This is a genomic window from Sphingomonas sp. FUKUSWIS1 (genome assembly GCF_000733135.1).
Classification (GTDB): Bacteria; Pseudomonadota; Alphaproteobacteria; order Sphingomonadales; family Sphingomonadaceae; genus Sphingomonas; species Sphingomonas aerolata.
The window spans coordinates 50524-67174 of sequence record NZ_JPJC01000141.1; the positions used below are offsets into that span (position 1 = coordinate 50524).

10 protein-coding genes are annotated in these 16651 nt (G+C 66.0%); 4 read left to right on the forward strand and 6 right to left on the reverse strand.

Features of this window, described 5'->3' with window-relative positions; genetic code table 11:
- On the forward strand, positions 1-1358 hold a 1358-nt coding region (locus tag sphsw_RS09585), incomplete at its 5' end, for an efflux transporter outer membrane subunit (protein ID WP_031440420.1).
- Positions 1355-2887, forward strand: coding sequence for an MFS transporter (locus tag sphsw_RS09590; protein ID WP_200874024.1), 1533 nt, complete (start codon positions 1355-1357; stop codon positions 2885-2887). The genes sphsw_RS09585 and sphsw_RS09590, both read left to right, overlap by 4 nt.
- A 26-nt stretch (positions 2888-2913) precedes the next feature.
- On the opposite strand, the gene sphsw_RS09595 is transcribed toward sphsw_RS09590, so the two are convergent.
- Positions 2914-3804, reverse strand: coding sequence for a LysR family transcriptional regulator (locus sphsw_RS09595; RefSeq protein WP_031440422.1), 891 nt, complete (start codon positions 3802-3804; stop codon positions 2914-2916).
- A gap of 224 nt (positions 3805-4028) precedes the next feature.
- Between sphsw_RS09595 and sphsw_RS09600 the strand changes: the two genes are divergently transcribed.
- Positions 4029-5237, forward strand: coding sequence for an MFS transporter (locus sphsw_RS09600; RefSeq protein ID WP_042466993.1), 1209 nt, complete (start codon positions 4029-4031; stop codon positions 5235-5237).
- Here sphsw_RS09600 and sphsw_RS09605 read toward each other — a convergent pair.
- The 4 genes from sphsw_RS09605 to sphsw_RS09620 all read right to left on the reverse strand — a co-directional run bounded on the left by sphsw_RS09605 (position 5191) and on the right by sphsw_RS09620 (position 14450).
- The gene (locus tag sphsw_RS09605; RefSeq protein ID WP_031440424.1) at positions 5191-7500 is read right to left on the reverse strand and encodes a glycoside hydrolase family 3 C-terminal domain-containing protein; all 2310 of its coding nucleotides are present in this window, start codon (positions 7498-7500) and stop codon (positions 5191-5193) included. The two genes, sphsw_RS09600 and sphsw_RS09605, sit on opposite strands and share 47 nt — an antisense overlap.
- A gap of 165 nt (positions 7501-7665) precedes the next feature.
- Positions 7666-10554 (reverse strand): glycoside hydrolase family 31 protein, encoded by a 2889-nt coding sequence (locus sphsw_RS09610; RefSeq protein WP_031440425.1) that lies wholly within the window; start codon positions 10552-10554, stop codon positions 7666-7668.
- A gap of 52 nt (positions 10555-10606) precedes the next feature.
- Positions 10607-12229, reverse strand: a complete 1623-nt coding sequence (locus sphsw_RS09615; RefSeq protein WP_042467007.1) for a DUF5597 domain-containing protein — start codon at positions 12227-12229, stop codon at positions 10607-10609.
- A 10-nt stretch (positions 12230-12239) separates the two neighbouring features.
- Positions 12240-14450 carry a hypothetical protein gene (locus sphsw_RS09620; protein ID WP_042466994.1) on the reverse strand — a complete coding sequence of 737 codons (2211 nt, stop codon included), beginning with the start codon at positions 14448-14450 and terminating at the stop codon, positions 12240-12242.
- Positions 14451-14656: 206 nt separating this feature from the next.
- Between sphsw_RS09620 and sphsw_RS09625 the strand changes: the two genes are divergently transcribed.
- The gene (locus sphsw_RS09625) at positions 14657-15427 is read left to right on the forward strand and encodes an SGNH/GDSL hydrolase family protein (RefSeq protein ID WP_235188350.1); all 771 of its coding nucleotides are present in this window, start codon (positions 14657-14659) and stop codon (positions 15425-15427) included.
- A 179-nt stretch (positions 15428-15606) separates the two neighbouring features.
- On the opposite strand, the gene sphsw_RS09630 is transcribed toward sphsw_RS09625, so the two are convergent.
- Entirely contained in the window at positions 15607-16173 is a 567-nt protein-coding gene (locus tag sphsw_RS09630; protein WP_031440429.1) for a hypothetical protein, read from the reverse strand.
- Between the last annotated feature and the right edge of the window lie 478 nt (positions 16174-16651).

The following is a 16651-nucleotide window of genomic DNA, read 5'->3' on the forward strand; positions in this document are numbered from 1 at the left end:
CCTGCACCACCGCCGGCCCGGACTATGTACGTCCCGATCGCGCCGTCGCCGCGATGCCCGCCGCGCAGGGCGCGTTCGACAGCGGTCACGAGGCCGCGTTCGTCGATGCCCCCCTCCCCGATCACTGGTGGCAACTCTATGGCGATCCCCGCCTCGACGCGTTCGTCGCCGAGGCGCTGGCGGCGAACACCGATCTGCGCGCTGCCGATGCCAATCTCCGCCGTGCCGACGCGGTCGTTGCGGAGGTTGCCGCCGGGCGGACGCTGTCGACCACGATCGGCGGCGGTACGTCGATCGACCGGCCCTATGCGAGCCGCGGCAACCTGCCCGGAACGCTTGACGCCAATCTCGGCATCACCCTCGCCTATCCGCTCGACCTGTCGGGGCGCATCCGGCGCGCGATCGAAGCCGCGCAGGGCGATGCGCAGGCGGTCGCCGCCGCGCGCGACGACGTCCGCGTGACCGTCGCTGCCGAAACCGCGCGCAGCTATGCCGCGGTGTGCACGGCGAACATGGTGCTCGCCGCCAACAGCCGGGTACTTGCCCTCCAGCGCCAGACGCTCGACGTCACGCGCCGCCTGCAACGTGGTGGGCGCGGCACGGCGTTCGACGTCACGCGGGCAAGGACCGCGGTCGACCAGAGCGAGGCGTTGATCCCGTCGCAGGTCGCGACGCGCACCGCCGCGCTCTACCGGCTGGCGACGCTGATGGGTCGGGCACCCGCCGCCTATCCCGCCGAGGTCGCGACCTGCGCGAAGCCCCCCGCGCTGACCCGGCCGCTGCCGATCGGCGACGGCGCCGCACTGATCCGCCGCCGGCCCGATATTCGTCAGGCCGAACGCGCACTGGCCGCGGCGACCGCGCGGATCGGCATCGCCACCGCCGACCTGTATCCGCAGGTCAGCCTGGGGGGATCCGCCGGGTTCACCGGTCCGATCTCGACGCTGGGATCCACCAGCGCGTTTCACCTGGGGCTCGGCCCGCTCATCAGCTGGAGCTTTCCGAACCGCCCGGTCGTCCGCGCACGAATCGCGCAGGCCGGCGCTTCGGCGGATCAGGCACTGGCGCAGTTCGATTCGACGATGCTGGAGGCGTTGCGCGAAACCGAGACCGCGCTGTCGGCCTATGCGCGCGAAGGCGACCGCAACGCCGCACTGTCGCGGGCGCAGGCGAGCGCTGCGACCGCCGCCGGCCAGGCGGGCACGCTCTATCGCTTTGGCCGAACCGATTTCCTGTCGCTGCTGACCGCGCAGGCGGCGCTGACCACGGCCCAGGCCAACCTCGCCGCGTCCGACGCATTGTTGATCGATCGTCAGGTCGATGTCTTCAGGGCGCTGGGCGGCGGGTGGCAGGCATGAGGCTTCGCCGGCGGGGGCTCGCCGCGATCAACAGCGAAGTCCGCGACGGCATCGTCCCGGCCGCCGACACGATCGCCCGGGTCCCGCGCGACGCCGGAGCGCCTGCGCACACGCCGAGCAACTACCGCGTCACCGCGCTGATCATCGCCTGTGCGCTGTTCATGGAGCAGATGGATTCCACCGTGCTCGCGACGGCATTGCCGACCATGGCGCGCGATTTCGGCGTGCCCGCGACGAGCATGGGATCGGCACTCACCTCCTATCTGCTGGCGCTGGCGATCTTCATCCCTGCGAGCGGGCGGCTCGCCGACCGGTTCGGATCGCGCACCGTGTTCCGGGCCGCGATCCTGATCTTCGTCGGCGGTTCGATCCTGTGCGGGCAGGCGACCAGCCTGTCGTTCATGATGGGCGCGCGGTTCCTGCAAGGTCTGGGCGGCGCAATGATGATCCCGATCGGGCGTCTCGTCCTGCTTCGCAGCGTGGCCAAGGAAGACATGGTGCAGGCCATGTCGTGGCTGATCATGCCCGCGCTGATCGGTCCGATCCTGGGGCCGCCGGTCGGGGGCGCGATCGTCACCTATCTGGACTGGCGCTGGATCTTCTACCTCAACATCCCGATCGGCATGCTCGGCGTGGTGCTTGTCACCCGCTATATCGGCGATGTGCGCGAGGATCGCCCGGCACGCTTCGACGTCCCCGGCTTCATCCTGTCGGGCGTGTCGCTCGGGTGCCTGTTGTTCGGGTTCGAGATGACCAGCCGCACGGGCGAACTGACGCAGGCCGTCGGGCTCATCGCGATCGGCCTGGTCGCGGGCGTGGGCTATATCCGCCATGCCAGACGCCGCAGCGATCCGATCCTCGACCTGTCGCTGATGCGGATCCCGACCTTCCGCCTGTCGGTGATCGGCGGATCGCTGACGCGGATCACGCAAGGCGCGCAACCGTTCCTGTTGCCGATGATGCTCCAGCTCGGCTTCGGCATGACCGCGGCGGCGAGCGGCGCCATCACGATCGCCGGGGCGATCGGTTCGCTGATGATGAAGAGCCTCGCCCCCCGCGTGCTGCGACGGTTCGGATTCCGCAATAGCCTGATCGTCGGCGGCCTGTGTTCGAGCGGCGGCTATGCGGTGTGCGGGCTGTTCCGCCCCGACTGGCCCATCCCCGTCATCTTTGGCGTCCTGATGCTCTCCGGCTTCTTCATGTCGTTCCAGTTCTCCGCCTACAACACGATCGCCTATGACGAGATTCCCTCGTCACGGATGAGCAGCGCGACGAGCTTCTACGCTACGTTCCAGCAGCTCATGCTCTCGCTCGGCATCTGCGTCGGCGCGGCCGCGTTGCATGTCGGCATGCTCGGATCGGGCACGACACGCCCGGTGCTCGCCGATTTCACCCTCGCCTTCCTGGTCGTGACGGCGGTGTCGGCGGCCGCGACGATCTGGAACCGCCGCTTTGCCGTCGATGCCGGATCCGATCTCAGCGGTCACCGGCAGACGCCTGCGCGACCCGGGATGGCCGCGGACCAATAGCCTCTCCCGGCACACCGGCGCGACGATCACCCCCGGAGGCGTTCCGCGAGAAAGTCGACGAACACCCGCACGCGGGCCGGCGTGTTGGTGCCGCCGACGAACAGCGCGTGGATATGTTCGACGTCGCCCGGATTATACGCCTCGAAGAGCGGGACGAGACGGCCTGCGGCGATATCGTCGACGACGCTGAACGCACCGACCCGCGCGATCCCGACCCCCGCGGCGGCCAGCTGCCCCAGTGTTTCGCCGTTATTGGCTTCGATATTGCCGGTCACGACGAGCGCCATGTCTACCCCATCGACGCGGAACGGCCAGACGGGTTCGACTCGCCGGAAGTTGAAATTCAGGCAATTGTGCCGGTGCAAGTCCTCGGGCTTGGTCGGGGTACCACGCCGCGCGAGATAGTCGGGTGCCGCGACGATCACCCGCCGGCTCTCGCCGAGCTTCCGGGCGGTCAACAGGCTGTCGACCAGCGGACCGAAGCGGATCGCGACGTCCGCCTGCCCCGCCGCAACGTCGACGATCGTGTCGGTCAACGCGATATCGACGAGGATATGCGGATAGGCCTCGGCAAATGCGCCGAGCAGCGGGACGACGCACAACCGCCCGTGCGACAGCGCGGCACTGATCCGCAGCCGTCCCCGGGGCGCGCCCTGATCGGCGATCTGCTGTTCGGCATCATCGAGGTCGGCGAGGATCCGACGCGCCGTCTGGAGATAGGCCTGCCCCTCGGCCGTCGGGGTCAGCGCACGGGTCGACCGCAGGAGCAGCCGGACGCCGAGCCGGGCCTCGATCCGGTCGATCGCCCGCGCCACCGCGGACGGCGTCAGTCCGAGCACGCGTCCCGCCCCCGAAAAGCTTCCCTCGCGCATGACCACGGCGAAGATCTCGAGCGCACGGGCCCGATCCGCCCCCATTCCCGTCTTTGTGTTCAAGTCAAAGGTCCTTCGTCACATCGCCCCCTAATAACGCCGAGCGCGTTGCCCTATTTATGCCTCGAAATCGAAGCCGGGTTAAGTCGCGATCGGGATCATCGGGGCTGCAGTTCCAGCCACACCTGCCGTCCTATCGTCAACGAGAGGGTTTCGCCTGGCCAAGTCCGTCGACGGTCCGAACCGCCCAAATCATTAGGAACATAGTGATGAAATTGAACCCCGGGCTTCTGGCCCTGTCCGTCGGTGCGTTCGGCATCGGCGTGACCGAATTCGCGCCGATGGGGCTGCTCCCCGTGATCGCCGGCGATCTCGGCGTTTCGATCCCGACAGCGGGCCTGCTCATCAGTGCCTATGCGCTGGGCGTGGTCATCGGCGCGCCGCTGATGACGCTGACGACCGGGCGCGTGCCGCGGCGGACGCTGCTGATCATGCTGGCGGGCATCTTCACGGTCGGTAATCTGCTGGCCGCTGTGTCCACGGGGTACGGCATGCTGATGGCCGCGCGGATCCTGACGTCGTTCAACCACGGCGCGTTCTTCGGGGTCGGGGCGATCGTCGCCGCCAGCCTTGTGCCGCCCGAACGCCGGGCCGGGGCGGTCGCAGCGATGTTCATGGGGCTGACCATTGCCAATGTCGTCGGCGTCCCGCTCGCGACATGGGCAGGCGATCACCTCGGCTGGCGCACATCGTTCTGGGGTATTTCGGTGCTGGGCTTCGCGACGATGGCGGCGCTTCGGCTGACGCTTCCCGCCTTGCCCGCGCCGATCGGTACGGACCCGAGGGCTGAACTGAGCGTCCTCACGCGCGGGCCGGTGCTGGGTGCGCTCGGCCTGACGGTCGTTGGCGCCAGCGCGATGTTCACCGTCTTCACCTATATCACGCCGATCCTGCGCGAGGTGACGCAGGCGTCGCTCGGCTATGTCACCGCGATGCTGGTGACCTACGGCGTCGGCCTGACGGTCGGCAACTGGCTCGGCGGGCGGTTCGCCGATCGCTCGGTCGACCGGACGCTGGTCGTGACGCTTGCGCTGCTGACCGCGATCCTGGTCGCCTTCGCCGTGCTGATGCCGTTCAAGGTGCCGACCGCGATCCTCATCTTCCTGTGGGGTGTCGCCAGCTTCGCGCTCGTCCCCCCGCTTCAGGTCCGCGTCATGCACGCCGCCGCCGACGCGCCGAACCTCGCCTCGGCGATGAACATCGGTGCGTTCAACCTGGGCAACGCGATCGGCGCAGCGCTTGGCGGCGGCGTCATCGCGGCAGGCCTCGGCTATCCGATGGTCGCGCTTGCGGGTGCCGGGGCGTCGGCGCTGGGACTGGTCGCGGTCGTGGTCAGCGTCCGCCGCCGCGCGACAGCCCCCGCGCCGTCGACTATTTCCCCCGGCTGTCGAGCGTCTGCGCCGGCAGATGCACGGTGACCGTCTGCGCGATGCTCACCGCGGAGTCGGCCAGCATGACCTGATAGTCGCCCTCCGCGATCTTCCACGTCGCGGTTGCCGTATCGAAGGTCGCGAGCAGGCGCGGGTCGATCATCGTCGCCACCGACTGGCTCGCCCCCGGTGCCAGATCGACCTTCTTGAACGCGCCGAGCCGTTTGGGCGCTTCCCAGCCCGGCGCCGCGACATAGACCTGAGCGACGGTCTTGCCTGCGACAGACCCGGTGTTGCGGACCGCGAACGTCGCGGCGATGCCCTTGCCCTTTGCGTCGGCCTTCAGACCGCCGAGTGCGAACCGGGTATAGGACAGGCCGTAGCCGAACGGGAACAGCGGCTTGCGGCCGGTCTTGTCGAACCACTTATAGCCGATGGCGGCGCCTTCGATGTCGTAATTGCCCATCGGATGTGCGTCGCGGTCGAGCTTCGGGTCGCCTTCCAGAACCGGGCGCGGCAGTTGCGACAGCGACGCGGGGAAGGTCGCGGGAAGGCGACCCGACGGATTGACCTCGCCGGTCAGAATGCGCGCGATCGCCTCGCCGCCCGCCGTGCCCGGATACCAGGCCTCGATCACCGCGCCGACCTTCGACAGCCACGGCATCACGACCGGCCCGCCCGTCTCGAGCACCACGACGGTCTTGCGGTTGGCGCGGGCGACCGCGTCGATCAGCGCATTCTGCGCATCGTGCAACGCCAGGTCGGGGACGTCGATCGACTCGCCCGTCCACTGTTCGCCAAAGACGATCACGATATCGGCCTTGCGCGCCGCAGCCGCAGCCGCGCGCGGATCCTTGCCGTCGAGATAGGTGACGCGAGCACCGGTTCTGGCCTGCAGCGCAGTCATGGGCGACGATGCGTGATAGGTCTTGGGGCCGGGAAAGCCCTTGTTGAACTCGTCCGGCACGATCAGGCCGCTGGTCGGCGCGTTGTGAGAATAGACCTGCGACGATCCGCCGCCCGACAACACGCCGACATCGGCATGCGCACCGATGAGCAGGATCGACTTCGCCGTTTTCGCCAGGGGCAGCAGATTGGCGTCGTTCTTCAGCAGGACGATGCCCTCCTCGGCATCGCTGCGCGTGACCGCCGCGTGCGCTGCATAGTCGATCGTCGTCGCGCGATCGCCGCGGACCGGCGTATCGAATGCGCCCACCGAGAACATCCCCCACAGCACGCGCCGGGCCATGTCGTCCGCGCGCGCCGTGCTGACATGGCCGTTATTGACCGCCTCGCGCAGCGCTTCGGAGAAATAGGGCGACCGATCGAACGCCCAGCCCGACTGCTGGTCGAGCCCGGCATTGGCGGCTTCCGTCGTCGAATGGGCAGCCCCCCAGTCCGACATCACATAGCCCTTGAACCCCCAGTCCTTCTTCAGGACCGTGTTCAGCAGCCAGTCGTTCTCGCACGCATAATGACCGTTGACGCGATTGTACGAGCACATCACCGAACCCGGCTGACCGATCTCGTTGGCGATCTGGAACGCCAGCAGATCCGACTGGCGCGCCGCTTGCTCACCGATGCGGTGATCGATCGTGAAGCGGTTGGTTTCCTGCCCGTTGAACGCGTAATGCTTCATCGTCGAGACGACATGCTCGGACTGGATTCCCTTGATCGCATGCCCCGTCATGACGCCCGCGAGCAGCGGATCCTCGCCGCCATATTCGAAATTCCGGCCGTTACGGGGTTCGCGCAGCAGGTTCATGCCGCCCGCCAGTTGCACGTTGAAGCCCGACAGGAACGCCTCGTTGCCGATCATCGCGCCACCGGCTTCGGCGAGCGCCGGGTTCCACGTCGCCGCGGTCAATATTCCCGATGGCAACGACGTCCGCAGCCGCGGGGTTGCGCTGCGCTGGCTGGCGACACCGACCCCCGCATCGGTCTGCCACTGGCTCGGGATACCCAGCCGCGCGATGCCCGGAACGATCCCCGCGGATCCCGGCAAGCCGTCCTTCGGAAATTCCCAGTTCTTGGTCGGCGTCTTGAGCCAGGCGGCATCGGTCGAAAAATAGCCGAAGGTCAGCTGCAGCTTCTCGTCGAGCGTCATCTCCTTGAGGATGAGATCGGCGCGGACGGACGGATCGAGACTCGTATCCATCCACGGCCGCGCGACCGGCGCATCGGTCTTCGCCGCCGCCGCCGCGGGCGCGTTGTTCGTCGTTTGCGCCAGCGCGGGCGAAACCCCGATTACACCGACTAGCACCGCGCTGCGCAGCAAGACGTTCAGGAGCGATCGGGTACCGCGCGTCATCATCACATTTCTCTCTCTACATGCCGTCTCTGGACGGCCGGCGCATGCCGTCCCTCCTGGTCTCGTTTCGCCCGATCTAGCCCGGCATTCGTTGCGGCGTCCAGATGTCCGCCGCGACTGTTCAGGCCCGAAGGGATTTCGCGTCCGTGCCCCCTCGCGCGGCCATCAACGCGGGCGCTGCACCGTGATCGCCTTGCCCGCATAGGTCACCGTCGCATCGGCGGTATCGGCGTCGGTCACCGGCTTGCCGGGCGTGATCCAGCGCACGTTGATCGTGCGGGATGTCGCCATGCCCTTGAAGCCCTTGCCCTCGCGCGCACCGAGCGACAGCGTGCCCGCTGCATCGTCATACCGCATCGGAATGCGCGCAAACGCACCGCCGCGATATTGCTCGCTGCGACCGTCATCCTCGTACAGGCTGAACTGTCCGCTGGCGCCGGTATAGACGGTCACCGTCACGGGTGCGTCGGGCAGGTCATCGACATGCTGGCGGACAGGCCCCATCGGCACGATCGCCCCCGCCTTCACGAACAGCGGCATGCGCGTATAGAGCGCGGGCGCTGTGATCGTCTGGCCGCCGCGATACGTCTGGCCGGACTGGAAATCATACCAGAGCGTTGCTGCACCCGGCAGATACACCGACCGCGAGCGTGCCTTGTAGTCGGTGACCGGCGCGACCAGGAACGCATGGCCGAACATATACTGGTCGTTGATCCGGCGCGCCTTCACGTCGTCGGGATAATCCATCACCATGCCCCGCATGATGCTGCCGTCCTTGAACCACGTCTCCGCAGCGAGCGTGTAGATATACGGCATCAGACGATAGCGAAGCTGATCATACCAGAGCATCGAGGCGCGCATCGGCGTGCCCTCGGGCGCGATCTCGTAAATCTCGCGGTACGGGCTCTCACCATGGCTGCGGAACAACGGGCTGAACGCGCCGAACTGGAACCAGCGCAGGTTGAGCTCGCGCCATTCGTCGAGATCGGCAGGCTTGGGCGTCTTGCTCGCATAGCGATCCTCGAGCGCGAAGCCGCCGATATCGTGCGTCCAGTTGGGTATGCCCGACATCGACGCATTGACGCCGGCGGACACCTGCGTGCGCAGGTCATACCAGCGGCTGGCGACATCACCCGACCAGATCGCGGCCCCCTCGCGCTGCAGTCCGCCAAAGCCCGAACGGGTCAGGATGAACGGCCGGACATCGGGCTTGTACTGGCGCCAGCCGTCATAAACCGCGCCGACATGAACCAGCGGGAAGCTGTTGAAGTATTCCTCCGCCGGCCCGCGCGCGGTCGGCCCCATCGCCGCGATCCGCTCGGGGATCGACAGGTTCGAATGGATGTCCGGCTCCGACGCATCGAGCCACCAGGCATCGATGCCGAACTTGGCGAGGCTGTCGCGCATCTGCCGCCAGAAGATCGTCCGCGCCTCGGGCGCATAGGGATCATAGTCGGTATTGGCATAGCCGGGCCCGACCCAGTCCTTGTTCGCCATCTTCAGATTGCCGTCATAGGTGAAACCCTTGGCCGCCAGCTCCTTGTAATTGTCGGTGGTCGGGTAGAATTTCGGCCAGACGGAGATCATAAAGTTCGCGTTCAGATCGTGGAGCTGGTCGACCATCTTCTGCGGCTCCGGAAAGCGCGTCTTGTCGAACTGGTGGCTGCCCCAGGCATTTTCGGGCCAGTAGAACCAGTCCTGGACGATGTTGTCGAGCGGGATGCGGAGGTCGCGATACTTGCGGACCACGTCGACGACCTCGTCCTGCGTATTGTAGCGCTGGCGCGACTGCCAGAAACCATAGGCCCATTTGGGCATCATGACGGCCTTGCCGGTCAGCTTGCGATAGCCCGCAATCACGTCGTCCATATCGCTGCCGGGCACGTACCAATAATTGACCGACCGCGCGACGTCGCTGGTGAACCAGGCCGAGTGGCGATCGGCCTGGGGCAGCGGATCATTATGGAGCAGCGCGATGTATCCCGCGTTCGGATCCCATTCGATGCGGATCTCGGCCGCCTTGCCTTTGGTCATCGGCAGGTCGAAATTGGCGTACCAGGGATTCCAGTTCTGCCGCCAGCGGTTGAGCACCTCGCGCCCGTCGACGAACACCTTGAAATAGCTCGAGCCATAGAGCTGAAATTTATGATCGCCCGTCTGGTCGGGCGTCACGCGGCCGGTCCATACGACCCGCTGCGTCTGGGCCGCGTTGCCGGCCGTGTTCTGGCCGCCGGTTGCCGCCACCGTGCGGGCTTTGGCCGCCTCGGGCCAGTTCGCCTGATCCTTGATATACTGATAGTTGATCGTGGCTTCCTGGCGCGTGACCGCCAGCTTGCCGTCGAGATAATAGTTGGCGGTGAAGCCCGGCTTGCCGTTGCTCGTCACGCGCAGGCCCGTGTCGGTTCCCGCGCCGACCAGATCATAAGGCTTCGGATTGCCGAACCGAGTGATCCCGTCATTGTCCCAAAGGATGCCGTACTTGCCGGTCGAAACCAGGAAGGGCACGGCGATGTCCATGTTGTGCTGCGCGAGTTCGACGTCCTCGCCGTTATAATCCATCTGCGCGTTCTGATGCTGGCCGAGCCCGTAAAAGGCCTCGCTGGTACCGCGGTTGAACTGCTGCGACGCCGTGACATATTGCCGCCCGTCAACCGTCTTCGGCAGGAAGCGGCGCGTATTGGCCTCGTCGAGCACCGTCTTGCCGGTGGCGTCGAGGAACCGGACATGCCCGGTCGCAAGGTCGACGTCCGCCGTATCCCGCGTCGTCTTGATGAGGACATGCCCTTCCCGCTCCGTCACCGTATACGCGCCCGCCTTTGGGGGGCTCGGCACCATCAGGCTCGTGGTGCGGGTCACGCCGATCGAACTCGTCGGGGCGGCGACGACGTGGATGATCCCGTCGCCGTGAACCGTGACCTCTACGCGCGCGGTCGCGCCGCCTGCGGGGGTCACGGCAATGCCGCCGTCGATCTTCTCGTATCCGCCGGGTGCAGCGGCGTGCGCGGAGGCGATCGCGCTGCTCGCCAGCAACAGGGTCAGGAATGGCTTGGTCATCTTACTCTCCAACAGTGCCGACGCAGCCCGCGGCGCGTCGATCGGTAACGTTTCAGCGATATGCGCCCATCGTGACGCGAAGCAGCACGGGCTCGATCAGGTTGATTCCGTAATCAGTCTGGTCGCCGTTCCAGATCCGGTCGCGCACCCAGACACCGTCCCGAAAATGCCCCTCCTCGACGCGCAGAACGAGGCCGTTTGCAGGGCCGCCCGATCGCGCGCCGAAGTTGAGCCGGACATGATCGCCGGCGACCAAGAAGACATTGGCGGACACGTGCGCGATCGCCGCGCCGCCAACGGGCTCGTTGCCCCATGGCGCGGGCTCGGTCTTGATCCAGGTCCAGTCCTTCTGACCGAACTGCCATTCGCCCCAGGTCGCAGCGATCGTCCAGTCGCCCATCACGGTCGACCGGGGCGTATTGTCGTCGGGTTTGAAAACGCCCCAGGTCGGACGCTCGAACGCGATCTTCGCCCACTCACGCGCCATGCCGGCGAACAGGGCATAGGGCTTGGCGATCGCGTCGAGCGTCGCCTCGTCCAGAGACCGGGCGCCGAGCGGATAGTTGACGTAGCCGGTATCATCCATCCCGAACGGCGCGTAGCCGATCGCGCCACGACCCAGCGCCCCGTAGAAATAGCGCGCGAATTCGCGGGCATTGCCGATTTCGGGAACCATCAGTGCATTGTCGGGCCGCGCATATTTATCGAGATATTGCGCGACGTTCTCGCTCGCACGGTCATAGATGTCTGGCGCGGCGAAATCGATCGACGGCGCTGCGGCCTTCCAGATGTCGAGCACGTCCTGCTGCGGCCCGCCACTGGCGACGCCGGTCGGATCGGGCACGTTGGATGGTCCGGCCAGCGATGCGTTGACGTACATCGGGATCGGCTTGACCGCCTTGCCCGCGGCAGCGATCTCGTCGACATATCGTGCCGTATGCCAGGTGTTGAACGCGCGGTCGGCCTGCGCGCCGAACAGCGCGGTCCAGCTTCCGGCGGGCTTGCCGAGCTTGCGCGTCAGCGCCGCGGGCACGGGCTTCGCGAACAGCACGTTCGCCGCCGGGCTATAGTCGCGCGGGACGCGGTAGCTGCCGACCTCGTTTTCGGGCTGGACGAGGATGACCGTATTCTGCGGATCATGCTCCTTGAGATAGCTGATCAGGCGTACAAAGGCGCGCTTGTCGGCCTCGAGCGTCGACCGGGCGAGCGGCGTATGGACGGAATGATCCTGCCCCGTCTTGTCTTTCATCCGGGGAAAGCGGCGATTGTCGAGCTTGACCCAGTCGGGCGTGTAGCCCGGCGCGGTATTCTTCCACGTTCCGAACCAGAGCAGGACGACCCGCTTGTCATGCGTGCGCGCCTCATCGAGCAGCGTCTGGACGAACGAGAAATCGAACTGCCCCTCGATCGGTTCGATCTGTTGCCAGGCAACGGGAATCTCGACGGTGTTCGCATGGATCCGCTCGAGCATCGGCCAGACCTTCGGCAGCGCGGAGGCGTAGTTGCTCGAGTTATTGACCTGCGCGCCGAGCATCAGGAAGGGCGCGCCGTCGACAATGAGAGCATGACGTCCGGCCTTCGTCTCGACGTGCGGCACCGGCGTCGCCTGTTGCGCATGTGCGGCGGTCACCAGCGCGGACATCGTCCAAGCAAGCAGCAGAGCCTGTCGTTTCATCGTCATCCCCTCAGCTCTTCTTGTTCCGGGCGACCGGATCGCCATAGACGACGCCGCGGCCGTCGGTGCCGATATAGACGCGGCCAAAGATCCGCGGATCGCCGCTGATCACGCGAAAGCGCAGTCCCCATTGATGCCGGTCGTCGTTGATCCGATGCCACGTCGTCGCCCCATCAATCGATCGCCACACCGCATCCTGTCCGGCCTGCTGGCCGATCGCGTAAAGTGCCGGCCAGCGGGCGCCGGCTGCCGCCTTGCCCAGACCGAATTGCGCGACGCGCAACCCTGCCCCGACCCGCGCCCAATGCACGCCGCCATCGACCGAGCGATACAGGTCGCCGCCAAGGTTGAGCCACAGCAGGCCCGCCGTGCCCGGCGTCGCTAGCAGCGGACTCTGCGCCTCCCGGTTGCGGCCCTGCGCGCTCGAAAGGTCAGCGGGGAGGCCCTGTGCAGCGACGGGCGTGAAATGCGCGCCGCCGTCCGTGCTGCGCAACACGCGGTTGTTCAGCGTGTCGACGACGTAGAAGCGGGATGGGTCGACCTTGTCGGCGACCGGCCGATGCCCCGCCGGAAGACCCTGGATCCGGACCCAGGTCTGCCCGCGATCGCGGGTCAGGACTGGCTGTTCGGTCTCGACGATAAACGCCGCACCGTCTGCCGAGACGATGATCGGCGCATCGCCGGTCCGTTCGGACGCGCCCCTGCCGGGCGTGACGAGGGGTCGCCAGCTCCGGGCCCCATCCTGCGACCAGGCCAGGCTCGCGCCCGCGACCTCGCGACTATGGCTGCTGCCACTGCGGACGACCACCGCCGGCGCCAGTCCCGCATAATCGAGCGTGTTGGTGTTGGTCAGATAGGGGTTACGGTGGCTGTTGGGCGGTGAAACCGTCAGATCGTCGTGACGGAATCCCGCAATATCGCCGAACCCCGAGATCAACGGTGCGCCCCCCGTCGGGCTGATCAGCGTGATGATCGCGGTCTGCTCGATACCCCGTGTCCAGGGCTTCCACGGCATGGCACCGGGTCGGTCGAAAGCGCGTGTCTCGTACAGCGTCGCGCCGGTCACATAGGCGGCGTGGCCCGGGTCGAACGGATCGATCGCAAGCCCGGCGATCCAGTGCCCGAAATCCGCCGGGCCATCGAACGCAAGGAACGGGGTCTGCGTCACATCGCGCGTGCTGCGCTGGTAGAGCTGGTCCCAATGCGCACCCGCGTCGCTCGATCGCCAGACGGTGTCGACGGGGCGATAGCGATTGACGGTACTGACGGCGATGACGCGCGGATCCTGCGCCGACACCGCCACGCCCATATAGCCTCCCGCCGGCGCATCCGGGCGCTTGTCGGGGGTCACGTCCGTCCACGCATTGGTCGCGGGATCATATCGCCAGACACCGCCTCGCGTGATCCCGTTCGGCCCGATCGCGTTGGAAAACGTCATCGTCAGGACGCCGTCCGCGCCGAGCACGGCCTTCACCGCGCGCATGCTGTCATCAGGCCCTCCGGACACGGTGCGCCACGACGCACCACCGTCATCGGACCGGAACAGATGCGCGCCGGGGTCCGCCTGGCCGACGAAGATCCGCCCGCGATGCGCGCGATCGAACAGGACGAAACTCAGCCCGCCATGCGTTGCGCGGGGCTGTACCGGTTTGCCGAGCCCCCCAACCGGAAAGCTGTCGACCTTTCGCCAATGCGCACCCGAATCGTCGCTTCGCGACAGGCCGTCATGGCGTGACCCGAACATCAGCGTCGCCGGGCGATGCGGGTCGATCGCAAGCCGTTCGCCAAGGCCGCGGCCATCCTCGTTGCCGCCCATCGCGAACGGTACCGGCGTGATCCGCCACCGCGCGCCACGGTCGTCCGATCGCCAGATCGCCGCTTCGCCCCGCGCCGACATGCCCGCCGCGAGATACACGACATCCGCATCGACCGGATCCGCGGCAATGCTCTCGATCCCCATATAGCTGCTGACGGCATTGCCGTCCTGCAACGGCAGCCAGGCACGCGCGGCCGCGTCCCAGCGATAGGCGCCGCCCATGTCGGTACGCAGATAGGCGAGCCCACGCTCGACGGTGCTGAAGATGATGCCGGGCGCGAAGCCGCCGCCACCGACCCGGACGTTGCGCCACGCATAGGGCGCACGAGCCGGAGAAACCTCGGCGTGCGACGCTGCGGGACGGGGATGCGCCGACAGGGCGAGCAACGCGATCGCGCTCGTCAAGACCACCCTCTTCCCCACCAGTTCCGTCCCCTCTAGCCTCGCAACCGATAAGCTCCGGTCGCGTAGCGCCGCTGTATTGCCTGATCCGATAGCGGTAACAAGGTTTGTATGATAAATTGCGGTGATTATATAATCGCGTCGGTCGAGGGCGCCGCAGGACACAGGAAAGGATCCACCGCATGGCGATGAAACACTGGCTCTTGCCAATGATACTTGGCGTGTTGCCGATCTCCGTCGTCGCGCAGACGAGTGACGCAGACACGCCCTATGCCAGCGATCCGGTGGGTATCGTCGCCGACCCCTGCCCGCAACATCCAGCACCGGCCGATGCAGCCGGCTGGGCAGCGTGGAAACGGCATATGCTGACCCGCGACTTTGGCCAGTTGTGCCGTTACGCGGCGGATAATCGCGCGCTCGCCGGCAAGACGGTCCGCGTCGTGTTCATGGGCGATTCGATCACCGACAACTGGATCCATGCCGACGCGGCATTGTTCTCGAACGGCGTGGTCGATCGCGGGATCAGCGGGCAGACGACCCCGCAGATGCTCGTCCGGTTCCGCAGCGATGTCATCGCGCTCAAACCGCGGGCAGTCCACATCATGGCCGGGACCAACGACATCGCCGGCAACACCGGTGCCGCAACGATAGAGACCGTCGAAGGCAATATCCGGAGCATGGCCGAACTCGCGCGCGCGCACGGGATCAAGGTGATCCTCGCCTCGGTTCCCCCCGCCGCCGCCTTTCCCTGGAGCCCCGACAAACGCCCGGTCCCGCAGATCGCCGCGCTCAACGACTGGCTGCGCGGCTATGCCAAAGCCAATGGCTTCACCTATGTCGATTATCACGCCGCACTCTCGACGCCGGCGGGGGCGATGAAGCCCGGCTACGCAACCGACGGCGTCCACCCGACCCCGCAAGGCTATGCCGTCATGCGCCCCCTCGCGACCGCGGCGATCGCCAAAGCGCTCGGCGGGTGACATTGGGAATTTCCGGTCCCAGCGCACACAACACGGCCTGAGGTTCACCGTGGCGAACCTCCGGCCGGTGGCGCCAAGTGCGCGTGTCATGATCAAGCAATGATGCGATGCAGAGGCTTTCCATCCTCAGCGTCACTCCAGTGCTGGCACCAAATCAGGCGTCCGGGCTTTGGAACTGCTTACATCGGAATGACGCGCTGAGCCGTCGCGCTCGCGGTTTCGAGAAGCACTTCCACCGCTGCATCGCTGATACGCCTAGCCGTTTCGAGCGCGGCGGCTGGGGTAAGCACAAAGTCCACGTCTGCAGGGCCGCGTACATGGACCACAGACCCTTCTGGGCTAGCATCGCTCGGCTCGTTGCCTGACGTCATACTGAGGCTTTCCCCGGGCTTGTTCGTCACCCAATCCCTTGCCTGAACGATCGACGTAAAAATCCGTGTATTTGGGTCGGGAATGCGTCCGGCTTGCAAATCTGCAAATCCCAACGACGACACCACGGCGGTTCTATCCGCGTTGAGATGTCCAAGTCGCGCAACCATTGCGCGCAGCGCCTTGGTGACAAGCAGATCCCTGGGCACCGTGGCTCTGATTTCGATAATCAGCGATGTCGGCCGCCCCGAGACCAGAAGCCGTTTCAGCTCTTGCCGAAATGCCGGCTCAAACGTCGCCACCGTCGCGGCTGTCCAAACGCCTTTCTGGATGACCGTCAGAAGCGGTATCGCAGGCTCCAGATCGAAACGGAACATTGGTCACTCCCCCAGATAAGCGGGAGCACTCCAGCGTCTCTCAGCCAACGGGACGCCGTTGATGGTAGCTTTCGTAGACTTAAGTTAGGAAGTTCGCACCAACAATCTATATCCTTTGAGTCAGTTGCCCCCCAGCCGCCCCCGTTCCGCCTCATACGGCGGGAGAGCTTCCCGACTGGTCCGGTAATCCGAAGCGCACCTGGAAGGCCCGCAGCGGAAAGCCTGGATGCCCCGCGCCACAATATTTCAAGGGAACAATGTCCACATGGCCAGAATCTATCTCGCGTTTCTTGCGTCGGCAATGTCCGGTTTAAATGAGCTCGTCTGACGGCGGTAAAGCAAAAATTGTTCACTTTTTAGGTCATCTACTTTTCTGACTACCTTACGGACTAAGGACGCTAAACCGGGATATCGTTGATTGAAAAACATCGGCCTATAGATACTTAACGAACTCGAAGCTTAGCTAACTCGCAAGGAT

Excerpts from the sequence above, each read along its gene's own strand:
- sphsw_RS09630 (WP_031440429.1), bottom strand. The coding sequence starts at position 16,173 with ATGTTCCGTTTCGATCTGGAGCCTGCGATACCGCTTCTGACGGTCATC.
- sphsw_RS09615 (WP_042467007.1), bottom strand. The coding sequence starts at position 12,229 with ATGAAACGACAGGCTCTGCTGCTTGCTTGGACGATGTCCGCGCTGGTG.
- sphsw_RS09605 (WP_031440424.1), bottom strand. The coding sequence starts at position 7,500 with ATGACGCGCGGTACCCGATCGCTCCTGAACGTCTTGCTGCGCAGCGCG.
- sphsw_RS09590 (WP_200874024.1), top strand. The coding sequence starts at position 1,355 with ATGAGGCTTCGCCGGCGGGGGCTCGCCGCGATCAACAGCGAAGTCCGC.
- sphsw_RS09610 (WP_031440425.1), bottom strand. The coding sequence starts at position 10,554 with ATGACCAAGCCATTCCTGACCCTGTTGCTGGCGAGCAGCGCGATCGCC.
- sphsw_RS09595 (WP_031440422.1), bottom strand. The coding sequence starts at position 3,804 with ATGGGGGCGGATCGGGCCCGTGCGCTCGAGATCTTCGCCGTGGTCATG.
- sphsw_RS09625 (WP_235188350.1), top strand. The coding sequence starts at position 14,657 with ATGATACTTGGCGTGTTGCCGATCTCCGTCGTCGCGCAGACGAGTGAC.
- sphsw_RS09600 (WP_042466993.1), top strand. The coding sequence starts at position 4,029 with ATGAAATTGAACCCCGGGCTTCTGGCCCTGTCCGTCGGTGCGTTCGGC.